The sequence below is a fragment of the Ancylobacter tetraedralis genome (genome assembly GCF_014195655.1).
In the GTDB taxonomy this organism is placed as follows: domain Bacteria; phylum Pseudomonadota; class Alphaproteobacteria; order Rhizobiales; family Xanthobacteraceae; genus Ancylobacter; species Ancylobacter tetraedralis.
Genome location: NZ_JACICD010000001.1, coordinates 399,617 through 416,078, shown reverse-complemented (window position 1 = coordinate 416,078; position 16,462 = coordinate 399,617). Strand labels below are relative to the sequence as shown.

Sequence of the window (16,462 nt, the reverse complement as noted above, 5' to 3'; positions counted from 1 at the left end):
CGGGAGGACGGCGGCGCGGTCGTGCTAGATCCGCCGCACCCGCGGCGCGGCCTCGCGCGGGCCGAGCGCCAGGGCGGTGATGGCCCAGACCAGGGCGTCGAGCCGGTCGGGCGAGCGGCCGCTGGTCAGGCCCTCGGGGCCGAAATCGCACATCTCGTCCTCCAGTGCCGGGAAGGCCCCGGCATGGCGCACGCGGCCCTGCTCATAGAGCGCGGCTACCGGCTCGGCGCGCAGCCATTTTCCCCGCGTGGCGCGCACTTCCGTGACCGGCACGGCGGGATCGATGCCCGCCAGAATGGTCCGCACCATGTCCCCGCCCTGATTGACCTCGACCACCACCCGATCCGCCTCCAGCCGGTGGAACAGGCCGATCGCCCTTCCGCCCCAGCCGTTCGGCGTCAGCCCCTGCGCGCTCTCGTCGGCCAGCACATGCACGAGGCCGTCGCGGTCGATCCCGGCGGCGACGATGCCGCAGGCATCGGCATGGCGCTGCGCCGAGGCCGGCGGATCGACCGCCACCACCAGCCGGACCAGCGGCGGTGCCACGGCGACCCGCGCAGCCTCGATCGCCGCGCGATTCCACAAGGCGTCGTCGCGGTCCTCGATCAGTTCGCCGTCCAGTTCCTGCCGGCCCAGCCGCGTGCCGGCATAGCGGCCGACCACGGTTTCGAGAAAGGTCGGCGCGAGATGGGCGGCGTTTTCCGCCGTGCCCATCCGCGTCACCGCCGTGCGCGGATCCGCCAGCAGGGCGCGGATCAGGCTGGTCGGCCGGGGCGTGGTCGTCACCATCTGGCGCGGGCGCCGGCCGAGGCGCAGGCCGAATTGCAGCATGTCGAAGGTCGATTGCGCATAGCGCCACTTGGCCAGTTCGTCGCACCAGGCGGCATCGAACTGGGGGCCGCGCAGGCTCTCGGGATCATCGGCGGAAAAGCCCTGCGCCACCGCGCCGTTCGGCCATTCCAGGCGCCGGCGCGTCGGCTCCCAGTTGGGACGCTCGCGGCGCGGGTGCACGGCGAGGATGCCCGACACCCCTTCCACCATCACCTCGCGCAGATCCGCGAGGCTCTCCGCCACCAGGGCGATGCGCCCGGCCGGCGGGCCCATCAGCGGGCCGCCCAATCCCAGCGCGAGCGCGCGCACCCATTCGGAACCGGCCCGGGTCTTGCCGGCGCCGCGCCCGCCCAGCACCAGCCAGGTGAGCCAGTCGCCGCCACCCTGCGCCGCGCCGGGGGGATGCTGCGCCGGCCGGCCGATCAGCGGCCAGTGGTGCAGCAGCCATTCCGCCGTGTCGGCCTCCAGTGCGGCGAGCAGATCAGGCAGGCTTCCCTGCTGCCAGCACGCGCTCAAGTGTTTCGCCAAGCTCGCGTCGGAAGGCGTCGGCATCGCGCAGCTCGGCGTCATCCTCGTCTCCCTCAGGTTCGGCGCGTTCCAGCGCCGCGAGTTCGCGCAACGAACGCACGAGAATGGCAAGGGTGCGGGCCGCCCGCTCGGTCTCGGCCACGCCGTCCGAGGGACGCTCGCGGCCCACCCGGGCGATCAGCCGCTCCACGGCGGCGATCTCCTTCTCGATCCGCTTGACCAGCCGGGTGATCAGCTGGCCGCGCGGCACGGCCCGGCGGCGGCCGGTGCGAGCCGTGCGCCCCGCCGCGGCGGCGGGCGAGCGCGGGGCCGGACGGGCGGGCGGAACGGCCGTCGCCCGCGCGGGCCTCCGGCGCTTCCAGCCGCGCCGGCTCGCCTGGCGATAGACACCCGGCCCGGTGACGCCGAGCAGCTTTGCAATCTCCGCCACCGGTGCGTCGGTCTCTTCATAGAGACGCCGCGCCTCGCTGAGCTCCGCCGGCGAGATGGCCGGTTCATCCTGAGCCATGCCACCCCCGCCGCACGCTGCAAGCCAATAAAAAAGCCGGCCCAACGGCCGGCTGTCGAAAGAAGATCGGGGCGCCCTGCTCCGGCCGCCCATTGCCCGCGCAACCTGACGGGTCAGCAACCCGCCCCGCCGACGCAACTGTGGAGCATGACCTGAAGCTACCCGGCCAGCGTTACGCTGTCAAGGACTATTTTCCTAGATTAGGATTTATGTTCTGCCCCCTGCCGTTCCTGTCCATTGCCGCCGGACACCCAATCATGTATTCCACCGGATATATCTTGGTACGGACTCATGGCGCTCTCCCTTCTTCGCATCGCGCTTTTCGTGGCAGCTGCGCTCCTGTCGGGGGACGCCTTCGCGCGCGACCCCGTGGTTCTGGCGGCCCCCGGTGCCACGCGGGATCTACGCCTCGATACGCTGCGCGCCCTGGAGCCGCAGACGCGCGACGTCGCGTTTCGCACCTCCAAGGGCGAGGAAACCGGGCGCTACACCGGCGCGAGGCTGTGGGATATCCTGACCACCAACGGCCTCATCGATCCTGCGGCGCATGGCGCGCTGCTGCGCACCCTCGTCATCGTCACGGCGGGCGATGGCTACACGCTCGTCTTGTCCGCCGGCGAGCTGGCGCCGGACCTCGGCAACACGCCGGTCCTCCTGGCCTATGCCCGCGACGGCGTGCCGATCGAGCCCGCACGCAGCCCGCGCCTCATCGTGCCCGGCGATGCCCGCGGCGCACGCAACGTGCTCGACGTGGCACGCATCGACGTCCGCCTGCTGGACGCACCCACAAAGGAGAAAACCCCATGAAGCTCAGCGCTCGCAATGTCATTCCCGGCACCGTCCTCGCGGTCATCAAGGGTGCCACCACGACCCATGTGCGCCTCGAGGTGGCCGGCGGGCAGGTGATCACCTCCTCCATCACCAACGAGGCGGCGGAAGAGCTGGGGCTGAAGGAGGGCGGCAAAGCCTATGCCGTGGTGAAGGCGTCCGACGTCATCATCGCGGTCGACTGAGGAGGGCGCCATCGTCCGCCTCAACGAAATTCGCGCCGGCGAGGTCGCGATCGACCCGCCGCCGCCCACCGATGCCGGGCTCGTCTTCGTCGGCCGCCTTCGCACGCCCTGGACCTCGCGGCTGGAGACACCGCGCCTCGGTCGGCCGGACGGGCCGCTCTGCCGCATCGAACTGTTCGCGCCGTGGCACGCGGCGCTGGCCGGTATCGAGGCCTACGAACGTCTGGAAGTGCTCTACTGGATGCACCTCTCGCGCCGCGATCTGGTGCTGCAGAGCCCGGCCAATGACGGCGCGCTTCACGGCACCTTCGCGCTGCGCGCACCGGTGCGGCCGAACCCCATCGGCACCGCCATCGTGCGCCTCATCGGGCTGGAGCCGGACGGCGTGCTGCTGGTTCGCGGGCTCGATTGCGTCGACGGCACGCCGCTGCTCGACCTCAAGCCCGACCGCAGCCTGTTCACCCCCATCGCCCCAGAGCAGCCCGGCGACCGCCAGATCGGCGATTGAACGCGGCGCGCGAACCCGCCCGCCGCGCCGCACCCGTTCGGGATCGGGCACCGGGAAAGGGTCTCTCCGCGCAGCATGGAAACTGCGCGCAGGACTGGACGGCCCACACGGACCGACCCGTCCTGCGTCTCGCGAGGCCCGCGGGGGCAAGCGCCCGCCGCGCGCCGGCCTCAGCCCGCCTTGTGCCGTGCGAGTAGGTGGATTTCCGCCAGCAGCGCGTCGACGCCGCCGAGCAGGAAGCCGGCGGTCTTCTCGTCGACGAACACGCCATCCTTGATCTTGTCGGCGACGCCGGGAATGGCGAGGTGCGGATAGTCGATTACGCGCCCGCCGGCGGCGGAGAGCGATTCACGCACCTGCGCCTGCGCGCGGATGCCGCCGGTGGAGCCGGGCGAGGAGGTGACGACCAGCACCGGCTTGCCGCGCAGCGCGCCCTTGGCATAGGGGCGCGAACCCCAGTCGATGGCGTTCTTCAGCGCGCCGGATGTGCCGTAATTATATTCCGGCGAGGTGAAGATGACGCCATCCGCCGCCGCGATGGCCGCGCGCAACGCCGCCGCGCCCGCCGGCGGGGTCTGCGTGTCCTCATCCTGATTATACAGCGGCACGTCGTTGAGCGTGAAAACGTCAAGATCGGCCTTGGGCGCGAGCGCGGCCTTCAGGGCCAACAGCACGGCCGTGCTGTTGGCGCCGGCGCGCAGGCTGCCGGAAATGCCGAGAAGCTTGGGGCGGGTCGTCATGTCGCGAAACTCCAGATCATCAGGCGCGCGCCGGGGGCGCTGCGCGTCCCGCTAAATCTCGGCTGTTCGCGCCCATCGCTCAAGCGCCAAGCCATGCATTCCTGCAATCTTTCCCCTGCATGGCTGAACCCGCCTGCTCGGCCCTGCAATCCTGCGCTGCATGCGGCCCCGACCGCATCCGCCGTTTCGCATTGCGGCAAAGCGTGTTACCGATGAGGGGCGTTGCGTAGCAGGAGGGCCGTCGCCCTTGATCTTGACCGACCGCGACATTCTCGACGCGCTCAAGGACGGGGCGCTGAGCATCGATCCGGTTCCGCCGGCGGATTTCTACGCGCCGAATGGCGTGGATCTACGGCTCGACAGCCGCCTCACGCTCTACCGCCCCGTGGCCGAGGGCGACGACCCGGTGATCGACCCGGCGCGGCCGGGCTACAGCTTCCGCGAGGCCATCACCTCAATGGCCGACGATATCGAGATCGGCGGGGAAGGCTTCGTGCTCGATCCCGGCCGGCTGGTACTGGCCTGGACGCTGGAGCGGGTGGACATGCATCCCGGCGCACGGCTTGCCGCGCGCGTCGAGGGCAAGAGTTCGCTGGCCCGAATCGGGCTCATCGTCCATCTGACCGCGCCCACCATCCATGCCGGATCCACGGGTCGCATCCAGCTCGAGATCATCAATCTGGGTCCCCGTCCCATCCGCCTGCGGACCGGGATGAAGGTGTGCCAGTTGATTCTCGAGCAGACGCTGGGCGTGCCGCAGCGCGGCTATGGCGGGCAATTCGCCGGCCAGCGCGCGGCCGAGTGAGAGCGGGCGTGCGCTCTCAGCGCCCGCCGGCCCGCATCTTGCGCGCGGCGTAGCGCTCGTCGCGCTTGGCCTTCTGTGCGGCGGCCTCGGCAGTGGCGCGCTCGGCCTCGGCAGCGGCGTGAGCAATGGCTGCCTCGCGGGCGGCGATCTCGGCAGCCGCGTCAGCGGCGGCCTTGGCGGCAGCGGCCTCGCGGGCGGCGATCTCGGCGGCGGCGGCGGCTTCCGCGCGCGCGATGCGGCGCGCCTCGCGGGCCTCTTCCACGGCCTTGCGCTCGGCCATGCGGGCGAGGACGGCCGGATCGTCCTTGCTCGGCCGGGCCTTCAGGCGGTCAAGCAGACGTGCCTTGGCAGCGGCGGAGTTCTGGCGGCGGTCTTCGAAGCTATCAATCGTTTTCATGGCCGTTCTTTAACCCGAGAGCGCGCCGACGGCAATAACCAGCCTGCAAAACCGTGCATTGACAGGCACGCGCGGCGACGTAGTTTCGCGCCGCGATCCGGCCGCTCGGGGCTGCGCTTTCGCGTTCCCGCGGGCGTCGCATCATGAATCCCAGAGACCTCGCAAGCTATGTTTTCCTGGCCGTCGCCTGGGGGGCCTCCTTTCTCGCAGTCAGCCGGGTGATTCCCGCCTTCGGCTGGGTCGGCGCGGTCTCCTTCCGCGCGCTCATCGCCTCCGCCACGCTGTTCCTCGCGGCCAGGGCGATCGGGCGCCGGCTGGACTTCAGCTTCGGCATCGTGCCGCTCGTCGTGGTCGGCGCCACCACCGTGGCCGGCCAGCTCATTCTGCTCTCCTACAGCCTGCCGCTGATCGGCACCGCGATGTCGGCCATAATGGTCGCCACCATCCCACTATTTTCCATGCTCATCGCCCGCCTCTGGGGAGTGGAGCGCCTCGGCCCGGCCGGCACGCTGGGCGGCGGACTTGGGCTTGTCGGCATGATGTTGCTGGTCGGCTTCCCGTCGCGTCCCATCACGCCCGACTTCATGCTCGGCTGCGCCTGCATGGTGGTGGCTGCGGTTTCGGCCGCCTTCGGCAGCGTCTATGCCGGCCGCCGCCTGCGCCACGCCGGGGCGTGGGAGGTGACGATCGGCTCCTTCCTGGTCGGCGGACTGCTCACCCTGCCGCTGGTGCGCGCCGTGCCGGTTCCCGCCTGGCCCGCGCCGGTCGACTACCTGATGCTGCTCATTACCGGCACGGTCATGAGCGCCATGACCTACGCGCTGTATTTCCGCCTCATCACCACGATCGGCCCGACACGGGCGATCAGCGTCGAATTCGCGGTGACGGGCGTCGCGGTGCTCATCGGCACGCTGCTGCTGGGCGAGCACCTCTCCCCGGTGCAGATGGCCGGCGGGGCGGCCATCGCCGTCGGCTGCGCGCTGGTGCTCGGGCTGGTGCCCGGCCGGCGCGGACGCATACGGGCTCTGGCGTTTTCGAGCGATACGGATTCCGGCTCGCCGGACGTACCCTAGCCCCCCAGCAGGGTCGAGCGGTTGAGCCGGCGCAGCGCGAGGTCCGCCCGTTCGGCATCGCGGCGCGTCTTCTCCACGCTGTCGCCGGTGAACTTGAGATGGTGGTGCGCCGCCGCCTCGGCGGCCGCCTGATCGGCGTCGATGATGGCGCGACCGATTGCCTGATGCTGGGCCAGGAGGTCATCGCGGAAGGCGGGGTTCGCGAACAGGCTGGTGCGGTTGAAGAAGATGTCCCGCCGCAGCATCTCCGAGAAGGCCCGCATCACGTGCAGGATGACGAGATTGTGCGAGGCGGCGTAGATCAGCCGATGCAGCACGAGATCGGCCTCCGCCTCGCGGGTGGGGTCCTCGGCGCGGTGGGCTGTCTCCATCTCGGCGAGGCAGTCGCGGATGGCCTCGCGCTCCGGCTCGGTGGCGCGGATCGCGGCGAGCCCGCTGGCGGTCGTCTCCACCGCCGCGCGATACTCGAAATAGTCCGCCGTCACCGCCTCGTTGGATTGCAGAAGCCCGGCCAGCGGATCGGTGAGGCCGGCGAGGAACTGCGTGACCCGCGTGCCCTCGCGGCCGGTCGACAGTAGCCCGCGCGTCTCCAGTATCGCGAGAGCGTCGCGCAGCGAGGGTCGGGAGACATCGAGCCGCTCGGCGAGGTCGCGCTCGCTGGCGAGCTTCTCGCCCGGCCGCAGCACGCCCTCCAGAATGAGCCGCTCGAGATGCCCGGCAATGGCCTCCGCCAGCTTCGGAGTCTTGAGCCGCTCGACCATGGTGTCCTCCCCTGCCCCTTGTTCCTACGCCATTTTCCGCGCCGCGCACATTGCGCGCCCTCTGGCGCGCCCTCTGGCGCGCCCTCTGGCGCCCCCTGTTGGCGCCACGGGAGGCGCGCGACCAAAGCTCAAGGCGCATGCCAATTGACTTGACTGGTAAAACAAACTTACCAGACTGGATATTCATCATTGCATGCGCCCACCCTCGCGCGGTGCGCTCGCCAGGAACGTGCGAACGGAGAGCCCCGCTGTCCCATCCGTCCCCAAAGAGCCGTCCCGCGCCGGGAATGGCGCCCGCGATCGGTCCGGCGCCCTCCGTGCACGGGCCGGGCGGCATCCATCATTGACGTCCGACGGGGGAGGCGTATGAGCCTGCCCCAAAAGCCCGCGCAGGGGAAAGCGACCCATGGCCACCGTCACCAATATCCAGGACCTCCGGCAGATCGCGATGCGCAAGGTGCCGCGCGCCATCTTCCACTATGCCGACCGCGGCTCCTATGACGAGGTGACGCTGAAGGCCAACAAGGCCGACCTCGCCGCCATCCCGCTGCGCCAGCGGGTGATGATCGACGTGTCCGACCGTTCCACCGCCACCACGATGATCGGCGAGAAGGTGGCGCTGCCGCTGGCCATCGCGCCCACCGGGCTCACCGGCCTGTTCCATGGTGACGGCGAGATTCACGGCTGCCGCGCCGCCCACGCCGCCGGCATCCCGTTCACCCTCTCCACCATGTCGATCTGTTCGATCGAGGACGTGGCCGCGGCGGTGTCGAAGCCGTTCTGGTTCCAGCTCTATGTGATGCGGGACCGCAAATTCTCCGAATCGCTGATCGAGCGCGCCAAGGCGGCAAAGTGCTCGGCGCTGGTGCTGACGCTCGACCTGCAGATCCAGGGCCAGCGGCACATGGACATCAAGAACGGCCTCGCCGTCCCGCCCAAGCTGACGCTGGCCAACGCCATCGACATCGCCACCAAGCCGGCCTGGGCGATGAGCGTGCTGATGGGCAAGCGCCATTCCTTCGGCAATCTCGCGGTGCGCAAGGAGAGTGACAGCCTCACCACGCTCTCGCAGTGGATCGCCGGCCAGTTCGACCCCTCGCTTTCCTGGAAGGACGTGGAATGGGTGCGCTCGCTATGGCCGGGCAAGCTCATCCTCAAGGGCGTGCTGGATGTCGAGGACGCGAAGATCGCCGCTGAGGCCGGCGCCGACGCCATCGTGGTGTCCAACCATGGCGGCCGCCAGCTCGACGGCGCGGTCTCCTCCATCTCGGCGCTGCCGAAGATCGTCGACGCCATTGGCGGGGGCAAGAGCGAGATCTGGTTCGACGGCGGCGTCACCTCGGGGCAGGACATCCTCAAGGCCCGCGCGCTGGGCGCGCAAGGCTGCTTGATGGGCAAGGCCTTCCTGTGGTCGCTGGCGGCGGGCGGTCAGGCGGGCGTCGCCAAGGCCATCGAGATCATGCGCAAGGAACTCGACGTCTCCATGGCGCTCACCGGCACCCGGGACATCAACCAGGTCGACAAAAGCGTGCTCGCGCTCTGAGGCGGGTACGGGGAGCTCCCGATGTCGGGGCTGCCCCTGTGCGGCTAGATGGCAGGATGACCGATCCCGTCCTCTTCGTGCTCGCCGTGCTGGCGATCCTCGCCACCCCCGGCCCGACCAACACGCTGCTCGCCACGGCGGGCGCCGCGGTCGGCTGGCGGCGCGCGTTGCCGCTTGTTCCGGCGGAAGCGGCCGGCTATCTCATCGCCATCAGCGCCATCAGCGCCATCGGCCTCGCCCTCGGGCCGGTGGTGGCGGCGGCGCCGATGCTGGCGCTGGGCCTGCGGCTGATGGTCGGGCTCTATCTGCTGTTCGTCGCGTGGAAATTGTGGCGCGGCGCGGGCCTGCCCATCGCGGGGCCCGGCCTCGTGACGCCGGGGCGCATCTTCCTCACCACGCTGCTCAATCCGAAGGCCATCGTCTTCGCGCTCGGCGTGGTGCCGTTCAATGCGCCGGCCTGGCCGGGCTATCTCATGGCCTTCGCGCTGCTCACCGCTACCGTCGCCCTCGGCTGGATCGCCCTCGGCGCGCTGCTCGGCCACGCCGCCGATGCGGCCGGCCGGGCAAGCCTGGTGCCGCGCCTCGGCGCCGCCGTGGTCAGCGCTTTCGCGGTGATGCTGCTGACGCCGCCGCTGCTGCGCTGACGGGCGGGGTCTTCGGCGTCCGCCGTGTCGCCCCGCGCGGCAGGCGCAGCGGCCAGCGCACCATATGATCGACGAAATCCTGCAGCGGCAGGTCGTCTTCCAGCACGGCCACCTTGCCGCGCACCGAGACGCCGACCTGGTGCACGGTGTCGCGGTCGCCCGAGACCAGATGGTGCCACCAGTAGAGATCGCGCCCCTCCTCCACCAGCCGGTAGGCACAGGAGGTCGGCAGCCAGTCGATGGCCCGCACGGTCTGCGGCGTCAGGCGCACGCAATCGGGCACGACCGCCTGCCGGTTGGGGTAATCGCGGCAGCGGCAGCCATCCTCATCGAGCAGCTTGCAGCCGATATCGGTGTAGGCGATCGCCTCGGTATCCTCGTCCTGCAGCTTCACAAGGCAGCAGCGCCCGCAGCCGTCGCACAGGCTCTCCCATTCCGCGGAATCCAGTTCCTCCAGCGACTTGGTGCGCCAGAACGGCTCGGCAATCTCGGACGTCATGCGACCTTCGCAGCAGAAGCGGACCAGAAACGCCGGCGGCTTCATCGACCGGCAATCACACCTTAGATAGCGTCGGGCTTCCATTGAAGCGAGCCCCCTCGCGCCCCTCGTCGCCGCGCGAGGGCTCGGCTATAAGGCAGGAGCGCCACGACCGACGCCTTTCGAGCACCCGGCGGGACGCGTAACGGACTTTAGAGTACCGGGCGTTAGAGTGCCGGGCTTTAGAATACCGGCCTTGGAGTAGAGGGCTTGAGCGACACGCCGCAGGATGTTCCCCCCAAAGAGCCGTCTCCGGCCGCCCCCCGCGCGCGGGGCAGTCGTCGGCTGCGGAATTTCCTGCTGGCGCTCGATTCCTGGATCGATTCGACCATCTATGCCAGCGGCATCGGCCTGCGCGCGTTCTGGGATGCGTTCGTCGCCTTCACCGAGCGCTTCAACGTGCAGGGCCCGGCGCGCCTCGCCATCTCCCTCGCCTCGACCGGCATGAGCTGGGGGGCGATCGGCGCCGTGCTCATGCTGGCGCTGGCCGTGCCCGCCTTCCACGAGACCTCGGATGACTGGCTGAAGCGGGCCGAATTGTCCGTCACCTTCCAGGACCGCTACGGCAACATCATCGGCGAGCGCGGCATCCGCCACAATGACACGGTGCCGCTGGAGGAATTCCCCGATCACCTCATCAAGGCCGTGCTGGCCACCGAGGACCGGCGCTTCTACGACCATTTCGGCATCGATATTCCCGGCACCTTCCGCGCCGTGCTGTCCAATGCGCGCGCGGGCGGCGTGGTGCAGGGCGGCTCCTCGCTGACCCAGCAGCTGGCCAAGAACCTGTTCCTCTCCAACGAGCGCACGCTGGAACGCAAGATCAAGGAAGCGTTCCTCGCGCTGTGGCTGGAATTCCACCTCACCAAGAACCAGATCCTGAAACTGTATCTCGACCGCGCCTATATGGGCGGCGGCGCCTTTGGCGTGGACGCGGCGGCGCAGTATTATTTCGGCAAGTCCGCGCGCGACGTGAACCTCGCCGAGGCCGCCATGCTGGCCGGCCTGTTCAAGGCGCCGTCGAAATTCGCGCCCCATGTCAACCTGCCGGCCGCGCGCTGGCGCGCTTCCGTCGTGCTCGACAACCTCGTCGATGCCGGCTTCATGACCGAGGGCCAGGTGTTCGGCGCCCGCCGCAACCCGGCGACCCCGGTCGACCGCAAGCAGGACGACGTACCGGAATATTACCTCGACTTTGCCTTCGACCAGGTGAAGCAGATCGTCGACAAGCTGCCGCGCAGCTATGCCGAGCGCTCCTTCCTGGTGCGTACGGCGCTCGACCCGAACATCCAGAAGGCGGCGGACCTCGCGATCCGCGACAGCCTCAAGCAGTTCGGCAAGGATTACGGCGCCAAGCAGTCCGCCATGGTGGTGATGGAGCCGAACGGCGCGGTGCGCGCGATGGTCGGCGGGCGCGACTATGGCGAGAGCCAGTTCAACCGCGCCACCGACGCGCTGCGCCAGCCCGGCTCGTCCTTCAAGCCCTATGTCTATACCGCCGCGCTGATGACCGGCAAATACACGCCCGACACGATGGTGGTCGACGGGCCCATCTGCATCGGCAACTGGTGCCCGCAGAATTACGGCCGCTCCTATGCCGGCCGCATTCCGCTCATCACCGCCCTCACCCGCTCGCTGAACACGGTGGCGGTGAAGCTGGCCGAGGCGATCGGGCGCGGGCGCATCGTCGATCTCGCCCATGCCATGGGCGTGAAGAGCGAACTGAAGATCACCCGCGCCCTGCCGCTCGGCGCCGCCGAGGTGACGGTGCTGGACCAGGCGACCGGCTATGCCGTGTTCGCCAATAACGGCATGTCGGTCGACCCGCACGCCATCATCGACATGCGCACCCCCGCCGGTGAGCCCGTGTGGAACTTCGACCGCGACGGCCCCAAGCCGCACCGGATCATCCCCGAAAACGTCATCGGCATGATCAACCCCATGCTGAACAGCGTGGTGGAAAACGGCACCGGCCGGCGTGCCCGGCTGCCGGGGGTCAAGGTGGCCGGAAAGACCGGCACCACCAACGCCTATCGCGACGCGTGGTTCGTCGGCTTCACCGGCAATTATGTCGGCGCCATCTGGTTCGGCAATGACGATTACGCGCCCACCCGCAAGATGACCGGCGGCACCCTGCCCGCCATGACCTGGCAGAAGGTGATGGCCTTCGCCCATCAGGGCATCGAACTGAAGCCGCCGCCGAGCCTGGAGGGCCTGCCGGTGCCCAAGCTCGACGGCGCGGTGGCGGATGCCGAGGCGCTGCAGGTCGATGGCGTGCAGCGCCCCGTCACGCTGTCGCCGGCCGCCGCCCGGCAATTGATGACGCTCTCCAGCCGCATGCGGGAGGCCGCCGCGCAGCCGATCCGCCGGCCCACCGCCGCCGCCGATGCCGGCCAGATGCCGGTCCCCGCGTCCGGCGTGGGGGCGAGTGGGAGCAACTGAGACGCGACCGAATGGACGGCCTTGCCGACTCCGCCGATGGAGAGGCTTTGCCGATTGAGAGGGCTTTGCCGATTGACCTTCCCGCTTCCAGTGCCCATGCATGAGCGCACCCGCGTTCCATCGGATTGCCCGGACCCGTGCGTTCCCTCCTCTTCATCCTGACGCTCGCCATCGGTGCCGTCGTCGGCCTGGGCCTGACCTGGTTCACCACGGTCAAGGGCTATGGTCCGGCGTCGATCCGCTCCGGTGCCTGGGAAGCCTGGCCCAAGGCGGGGGCGGAGGATGCCGATCCCTATGCGCGAGCCGCGCTTGCCCGCGCCGGCGAACTGCCGCTGGAACTCGCCGACGGCCTCGCCTTCGTCGCCCGCACGGACGATGCCGGCATGCCACTGGACGGGCGCTGCGACATCCGGCTCACCGGCAGCCTGCCGCAGGCACGTTTCTGGACGCTCACCGTCACCGACCCGCGCGGCCGGCTGATCGACAACCCGGCCAAGCGCAGCGGCTTCACCAGCCCGGAAGTGGTGTGGAACCGGGACGGCACGCTCGACCTGCTGCTGGGCCCGCGCGCCCGGCCGGGCAACTGGCTGCCGACCGGCGCGCGCGAGCGCATCGTGCTCACGCTGCGGCTGTACGATACGCCGGTCGGCCTCGCCCGCCGCACCAGCGACGCGCCGGCCATGCCACGGCTGGTGACGGAGCGCTGCCCATGAGCGGCCTCGCCATGTCCGCCCGCCGCCACCGTGCAACGGGGGGACGGCCTTGATGAAAAGGCTGATCGTGCCGATCCTCGCCGGCCTCGTGCTGGGCGGCATCGTGCATTTGGTGGGGGTGCTGATCCTGCCCTATCTCGCGGAGAGGGACGCCTATTCCCGCCTGTCGGCGATCGGCGACGTGAACACCGTCACCCCCATCGACGACCCGTCCTCCGAGGGTGCGGTGCTGCCGGCGAGCGATCCGGCCTTCGTCTCGGCCGTGTGCCTGTACGATCTCGGCGACGGAGCATTGAAGATCCGCGTACCGACGACGGAGGACTACACCTCCATCTCCTTCTATACGCGCTACGGAATGCCGTTCTACGCCATCAACGACCGCTCGGCCGGACGCAGCGTCATCGAACTCGACTTGATGAACGCCAAGCAGAAAGCCGCGCTGCCGGAAAATGACGAAGTCACGGTGGCCGACCGTCTGGTGGTCGAATCCCCCAGCAATGAGGGCGTCGTGCTCATCCGTGGGCTGGTCCGCGAGCGTAGCGCCCGCGAGGCGATCAAGGCGCTGGTGGATGCCGCCGGCTGCGACAGCCCGTCATAGGCTGCCGCTGGTCGGCGCCGGTCCGTGACTGCCGCCAGCCGGCAGTTCCGGCACCTGCGCGCGCACGCGCTGGATCACCTGCAGGATCACGATTTCGCCGGTGGTCGCCTCACCGATGATGGCTTCACCCGTCTCGCCCTCCCCCACGGCGCGGGGAGGCTTGCGGACGCGCGAGGCGTCGCCCGGCGCTCGAGGAATGGCAAACGGCACGATCACGCCCATCTCGCCCTCCGCGGGGTTGCACGGATTCAAGCCATACGATCCAGCCGTGACGGGGGCGGATCGGCCGGGAAGGCCCGAGCTTCCCTTTGGTTAATCCGAATGACCCCATAACAATGGTTCATGGTTAACGCCTCGCTAACGTTCGAGGCCTAGCTTGGTTTCGCGGAACGGCGCGTGGCGCCGAATCATTTCATCAGACAATTTCATCCCTATGCCCCCTGCGACCGGTTCCGGCCTCAAACTCCTGATCGAGGAAGCACGTCGCCGGCACGAGGACACCCGGCCGGACATGCTGCGCGCGCTTGTCGGGCTGTACCTGCGCCAGCCCTCGCACAATGCGGACGAGCAGAGCCGCTTCGCCACGCTCGCCCGTCACCTGCTCACCGCGGTGGAGGCTCCGACAGCCGCCCGCGCGCTGCGCGAGATCGCACCTCGCAGCGATCTGCCGCGCGATTTCGTGCTCGATCTCATCGACGGGCCGATCGCGCTGGCCGGCCCGATGCTGCGCCTGTCACCGGTTCTGGGCGAGGAAGATCTTGCCGCGCTGGTGGACCGGGCGAATCCGGATCAACTGGCCGCCATCAGCGCCCGTCGCGAGGTCTCGCCGGCACTCGCCAAGCGGCTCGCGGCGCGCATGCACGGGGCCGGGGCGCCGGCGCGAGAGCGGCGCCCGGCCAACGCGACAGCGCTCGATACCGCCGCCATGACCGCCGAGATTGTCGCCGGCATCGCCACTGAACTCGCGGCCGCATTTCCCGAGCGCCCCGCCGCGCCCGACCGGGGTGAACCGCGCGATACGGTCGCTCCCGGCGGCGACCCGAGCATCGCGCCTCCGCCGGCCGTTCCGCGGCTCGACTATCTCGCCGCCTCGCCGGAAGAGCGCACCGCGCTGGTCGCCCGCCTCGTCACCCTGCCGCCTCTCTCGCTCGCCGAGCGGGTGGCGGCGGCCGACGGCACCTTTACCGATGCACTGCTCGATCTGGCAAAGGCCGCCGAGCCCGCCGGCATCGCCGCCCTCATGGAAGCCGCGCTGGGCGTGACGCGGGAGAATGCCGCGCGCATCGTCGCCGACGAGACGGGACAGGCCCTCGCCGTTGCCGCGCGGGCGCTGGGTCTGTCCTTCGCCGTGCTGTCGCGCGTGCTGTTCCGCCTGCACCCGGCGACGGGACGCTCGGCGGCGGAGATGAGCCGGCTGGCCGACATGTTCGACGGGTTGCCGCTGGCCAGCGCGCAGCATCTGGTCGCCAGCTGGCGCGGCGGGCGGCGCATGGTGCGGGAGCGGGCGGAGGACGCGCCGTCCATGCGCAGCTATGGCCACGCCCGCGCCACCCCCATTACCACCTCCGATTCGGGCGACGTGCGCCAGCAGGGGTGATCGCGCGGTCGCGGCTGTCGGTGGATCAGTCGCGCGCGAGTTCGAGGAAATGCCGCCCCTCGCGGTCCTCGATCTCGACGAACCAGAGGTCGGGATCGAAGCGGATCTCCTTCGCCATGCGCTCCTCGGCCGCGCTCTCGGGCGAGCCGGGCGGCACCAGCGGGGCGAAGAGCCGCTCGCCGGGCACCGCCACCTCGGCGAGCGAGGGCAGCGCCGGCCCGAACAGGCCGGCCTTGCCGTCGAGGGTCGCGATCTTCACGAAAATGGCGCCGGCGTCCTCGGCACCGCGCCGGCGCACGGCGGCAAAGGCGCCCACGCCATGGGCGCGACGGATCAGCGCGGAAACCCAGATGCCGCTTTTCAGACGCATGGCGTCCCCCTCGCGGTCAACCGCCGCCTATTGAATCTGCAGGCCGGCAATGGCGTTCAGCTCGCGCACCACGCGGTCGGAAATCTCGCCCGTCACCGGCAGGCGGCGGTCGCGTTCGAAGCGCTGGATCGCCTCGCGCGTCGCCTCGCCGGGACGGCCATCGACGCGGATCGGGCCGTAGCCGAGCCGGGCGAGCGCCTTCTGCACCTCCATCACGCGCGGCGAGGCCCCGACCTCGGCCGGCGGAACGACCGGGGCGGCGGGCGCGGCCGCGGCGACATTGGCGGGCGGCAGCAGCGGCGCGGCGCCGGCCGGGGCTGGCGCTGGCGCAGCGGCGGCAGCCGGCGCGCGCGGCGGCTGGGCGGGCCTGGCGGGCGGCAGCGGCTTGGCGGCCGGCGCGGGCGTGATGTTCATCGGCGCCGCGATGGCCGGCGCATCGGAATGGCTGGCGGGCGCCGGCGGCGGGGCGGGCAGCGGCGGCGCGGCCGGCGCGGGGGTCGGCAGTGGGGTGGAATCGCCCGCCACGGCCGCCGCGGCGGCGGCCAGAAGATCGGTCGGGAGGGAGCCGGTGACGGAGGCGGGCGCCGCGCGCCGCGCGCCATGGATCACCAGCGCATTGCCGAGAATCGCCGCGCTGGCGAGAGCCGCGAGGAACAGCATGATCGTATCGGACGTGCGCCGCCCCGGCCGGCTGGGCTGGATCGCGACGCGCTCGCCGTCGAGGTCGATCTCGTCGACCAGCAGATCGCTTGCGTAGGACCTCGGCATGGCATCCCGAACCGACGCGCCCCCCTGGCGCGGTGTCGTCCGACACTGCCACGAGAGCCTTAAGCGAACCCTAAAGCCGGAATTT

Annotated in this window: 20 protein-coding genes; 11 read left to right on the top strand and 9 right to left on the bottom strand. The window is 70.2% G+C overall.

Annotated features, from left to right (window positions below; genetic code table 11):
- Nucleotides 1-24: 24 nt before the first annotated feature.
- Both FHS55_RS01935 and FHS55_RS01930 read right to left on the bottom strand, forming a co-directional pair.
- Nucleotides 25-1,347 carry a DNA-packaging protein gene (locus FHS55_RS01935; RefSeq protein ID WP_246339753.1) on the bottom strand — a complete coding sequence of 441 codons (1,323 nt, stop codon included), beginning with the start codon at nt 1,345-1,347 and terminating at the stop codon, nt 25-27.
- Nucleotides 1,313-1,867 (bottom strand): hypothetical protein, encoded by a 555-nt coding sequence (locus tag FHS55_RS01930; RefSeq protein WP_183187984.1) that lies wholly within the window; start codon nt 1,865-1,867, stop codon nt 1,313-1,315. The genes FHS55_RS01935 and FHS55_RS01930 overlap by 35 nt, the downstream gene beginning before the upstream one ends.
- 291 nt (nt 1,868-2,158) lie before the next feature.
- Here FHS55_RS01930 and FHS55_RS01925 point away from each other — a divergent pair, with 291 nt between their 5' ends.
- The 3 genes from FHS55_RS01925 to FHS55_RS01915 are packed head-to-tail and all read left to right on the top strand — an operon-like array spanning nt 2,159 to nt 3,388.
- Entirely contained in the window at nt 2,159-2,674 is a 516-nt protein-coding gene (locus FHS55_RS01925) for a molybdopterin-binding protein (protein ID WP_183187983.1), read from the top strand.
- Nucleotides 2,671-2,880 (top strand): TOBE domain-containing protein, encoded by a 210-nt coding sequence (locus FHS55_RS01920; RefSeq protein WP_183187982.1) that lies wholly within the window; start codon nt 2,671-2,673, stop codon nt 2,878-2,880. The genes FHS55_RS01925 and FHS55_RS01920 overlap by 4 nt, the downstream gene beginning before the upstream one ends.
- 10 nt (nt 2,881-2,890) lie before the next feature.
- Nucleotides 2,891-3,388 (top strand): TrmO family methyltransferase domain-containing protein, encoded by a 498-nt coding sequence (locus FHS55_RS01915; RefSeq protein ID WP_183188596.1) that lies wholly within the window; start codon nt 2,891-2,893, stop codon nt 3,386-3,388.
- Nucleotides 3,389-3,558: 170 nt separating this feature from the next.
- Here FHS55_RS01915 and FHS55_RS01910 read toward each other — a convergent pair whose 3' ends face one another.
- On the bottom strand, nt 3,559-4,128 hold the full coding sequence (locus tag FHS55_RS01910) for an NADPH-dependent FMN reductase (RefSeq protein WP_183187981.1): 570 nt from the start codon (nt 4,126-4,128) through the stop codon (nt 3,559-3,561).
- A 247-nt stretch (nt 4,129-4,375) separates the two neighbouring features.
- Here FHS55_RS01910 and dcd point away from each other — a divergent pair, with 247 nt between their 5' ends.
- A complete protein-coding gene (gene dcd / locus FHS55_RS01905; protein ID WP_183187980.1) occupies nt 4,376-4,933 on the top strand; it encodes a dCTP deaminase in 558 nt (185 codons plus the stop codon).
- Nucleotides 4,934-4,949: 16 nt separating this feature from the next.
- Here dcd and FHS55_RS01900 read toward each other — a convergent pair whose 3' ends face one another.
- Nucleotides 4,950-5,330, bottom strand: a complete 381-nt coding sequence (locus FHS55_RS01900; RefSeq protein ID WP_183187979.1) for a DUF6481 family protein — start codon at nt 5,328-5,330, stop codon at nt 4,950-4,952.
- 143 nt (nt 5,331-5,473) lie between these two features.
- On the opposite strand from FHS55_RS01900, the gene FHS55_RS01895 reads away from it, so the two are divergent.
- A complete protein-coding gene (locus tag FHS55_RS01895; RefSeq protein WP_183187978.1) occupies nt 5,474-6,403 on the top strand; it encodes a DMT family transporter in 930 nt (309 codons plus the stop codon).
- Here FHS55_RS01895 and FHS55_RS01890 read toward each other — a convergent pair.
- A complete protein-coding gene (locus FHS55_RS01890) occupies nt 6,400-7,164 on the bottom strand; it encodes a FadR/GntR family transcriptional regulator (RefSeq protein ID WP_183187977.1) in 765 nt (254 codons plus the stop codon). The genes FHS55_RS01895 and FHS55_RS01890 overlap by 4 nt on opposite strands.
- A gap of 406 nt (nt 7,165-7,570) precedes the next feature.
- On the opposite strand from FHS55_RS01890, the gene FHS55_RS01885 reads away from it, so the two are divergent.
- On the top strand, nt 7,571-8,707 hold the full coding sequence (locus tag FHS55_RS01885; RefSeq protein ID WP_183187976.1) for an alpha-hydroxy acid oxidase: 1,137 nt from the start codon (nt 7,571-7,573) through the stop codon (nt 8,705-8,707).
- Between the two features lie 56 nt (nt 8,708-8,763).
- Nucleotides 8,764-9,351 carry a LysE family translocator gene (locus FHS55_RS01880; RefSeq protein ID WP_183187975.1) on the top strand — a complete coding sequence of 196 codons (588 nt, stop codon included), beginning with the start codon at nt 8,764-8,766 and terminating at the stop codon, nt 9,349-9,351.
- Here the strand turns inward: FHS55_RS01880 and FHS55_RS01875 are convergent.
- Complete coding sequence (locus FHS55_RS01875; protein WP_183187974.1) at nt 9,305-9,850, bottom strand: YcgN family cysteine cluster protein; 546 nt, start codon at nt 9,848-9,850, stop codon at nt 9,305-9,307. The genes FHS55_RS01880 and FHS55_RS01875 overlap by 47 nt on opposite strands.
- A gap of 249 nt (nt 9,851-10,099) precedes the next feature.
- Between FHS55_RS01875 and FHS55_RS01870 the strand changes: the two genes are divergently transcribed.
- The 3 genes from FHS55_RS01870 to FHS55_RS01860 all read left to right on the top strand — a co-directional run bounded on the left by FHS55_RS01870 (nt 10,100) and on the right by FHS55_RS01860 (nt 13,642).
- Nucleotides 10,100-12,331 carry a transglycosylase domain-containing protein gene (locus FHS55_RS01870; protein WP_183187973.1) on the top strand — a complete coding sequence of 744 codons (2,232 nt, stop codon included), beginning with the start codon at nt 10,100-10,102 and terminating at the stop codon, nt 12,329-12,331.
- A gap of 137 nt (nt 12,332-12,468) precedes the next feature.
- Nucleotides 12,469-13,044, top strand: a complete 576-nt coding sequence (locus FHS55_RS01865; RefSeq protein ID WP_183187972.1) for a DUF1214 domain-containing protein — start codon at nt 12,469-12,471, stop codon at nt 13,042-13,044.
- 52 nt (nt 13,045-13,096) lie between these two features.
- Complete coding sequence (locus FHS55_RS01860) at nt 13,097-13,642, top strand: DUF1254 domain-containing protein (RefSeq protein WP_183187971.1); 546 nt, start codon at nt 13,097-13,099, stop codon at nt 13,640-13,642.
- Here the strand turns inward: FHS55_RS01860 and FHS55_RS01855 are convergent.
- The gene (locus tag FHS55_RS01855; RefSeq protein WP_183187970.1) at nt 13,637-13,864 is read right to left on the bottom strand and encodes a hypothetical protein; all 228 of its coding nucleotides are present in this window, start codon (nt 13,862-13,864) and stop codon (nt 13,637-13,639) included. The two genes, FHS55_RS01860 and FHS55_RS01855, sit on opposite strands and share 6 nt — an antisense overlap.
- 211 nt (nt 13,865-14,075) lie before the next feature.
- On the opposite strand from FHS55_RS01855, the gene FHS55_RS01850 reads away from it, so the two are divergent.
- Nucleotides 14,076-15,239, top strand: coding sequence for a DUF2336 domain-containing protein (locus tag FHS55_RS01850; RefSeq protein ID WP_183187969.1), 1,164 nt, complete (start codon nt 14,076-14,078; stop codon nt 15,237-15,239).
- 25 nt (nt 15,240-15,264) lie between these two features.
- Here the strand turns inward: FHS55_RS01850 and FHS55_RS01845 are convergent, their stop codons facing one another.
- Together FHS55_RS01845 and FHS55_RS01840 are read right to left on the bottom strand one after the other, a co-directional pair.
- Nucleotides 15,265-15,609 carry a DUF1491 family protein gene (locus tag FHS55_RS01845; protein WP_183187968.1) on the bottom strand — a complete coding sequence of 115 codons (345 nt, stop codon included), beginning with the start codon at nt 15,607-15,609 and terminating at the stop codon, nt 15,265-15,267.
- Nucleotides 15,610-15,636: 27 nt separating this feature from the next.
- Nucleotides 15,637-16,377: a peptidoglycan-binding domain-containing protein gene (locus tag FHS55_RS01840; RefSeq protein WP_183187967.1), complete on the bottom strand. Its 741-nt coding sequence runs from the start codon at nt 16,375-16,377 to the stop codon at nt 15,637-15,639.
- Between the last annotated feature and the right edge of the window lie 85 nt (nt 16,378-16,462).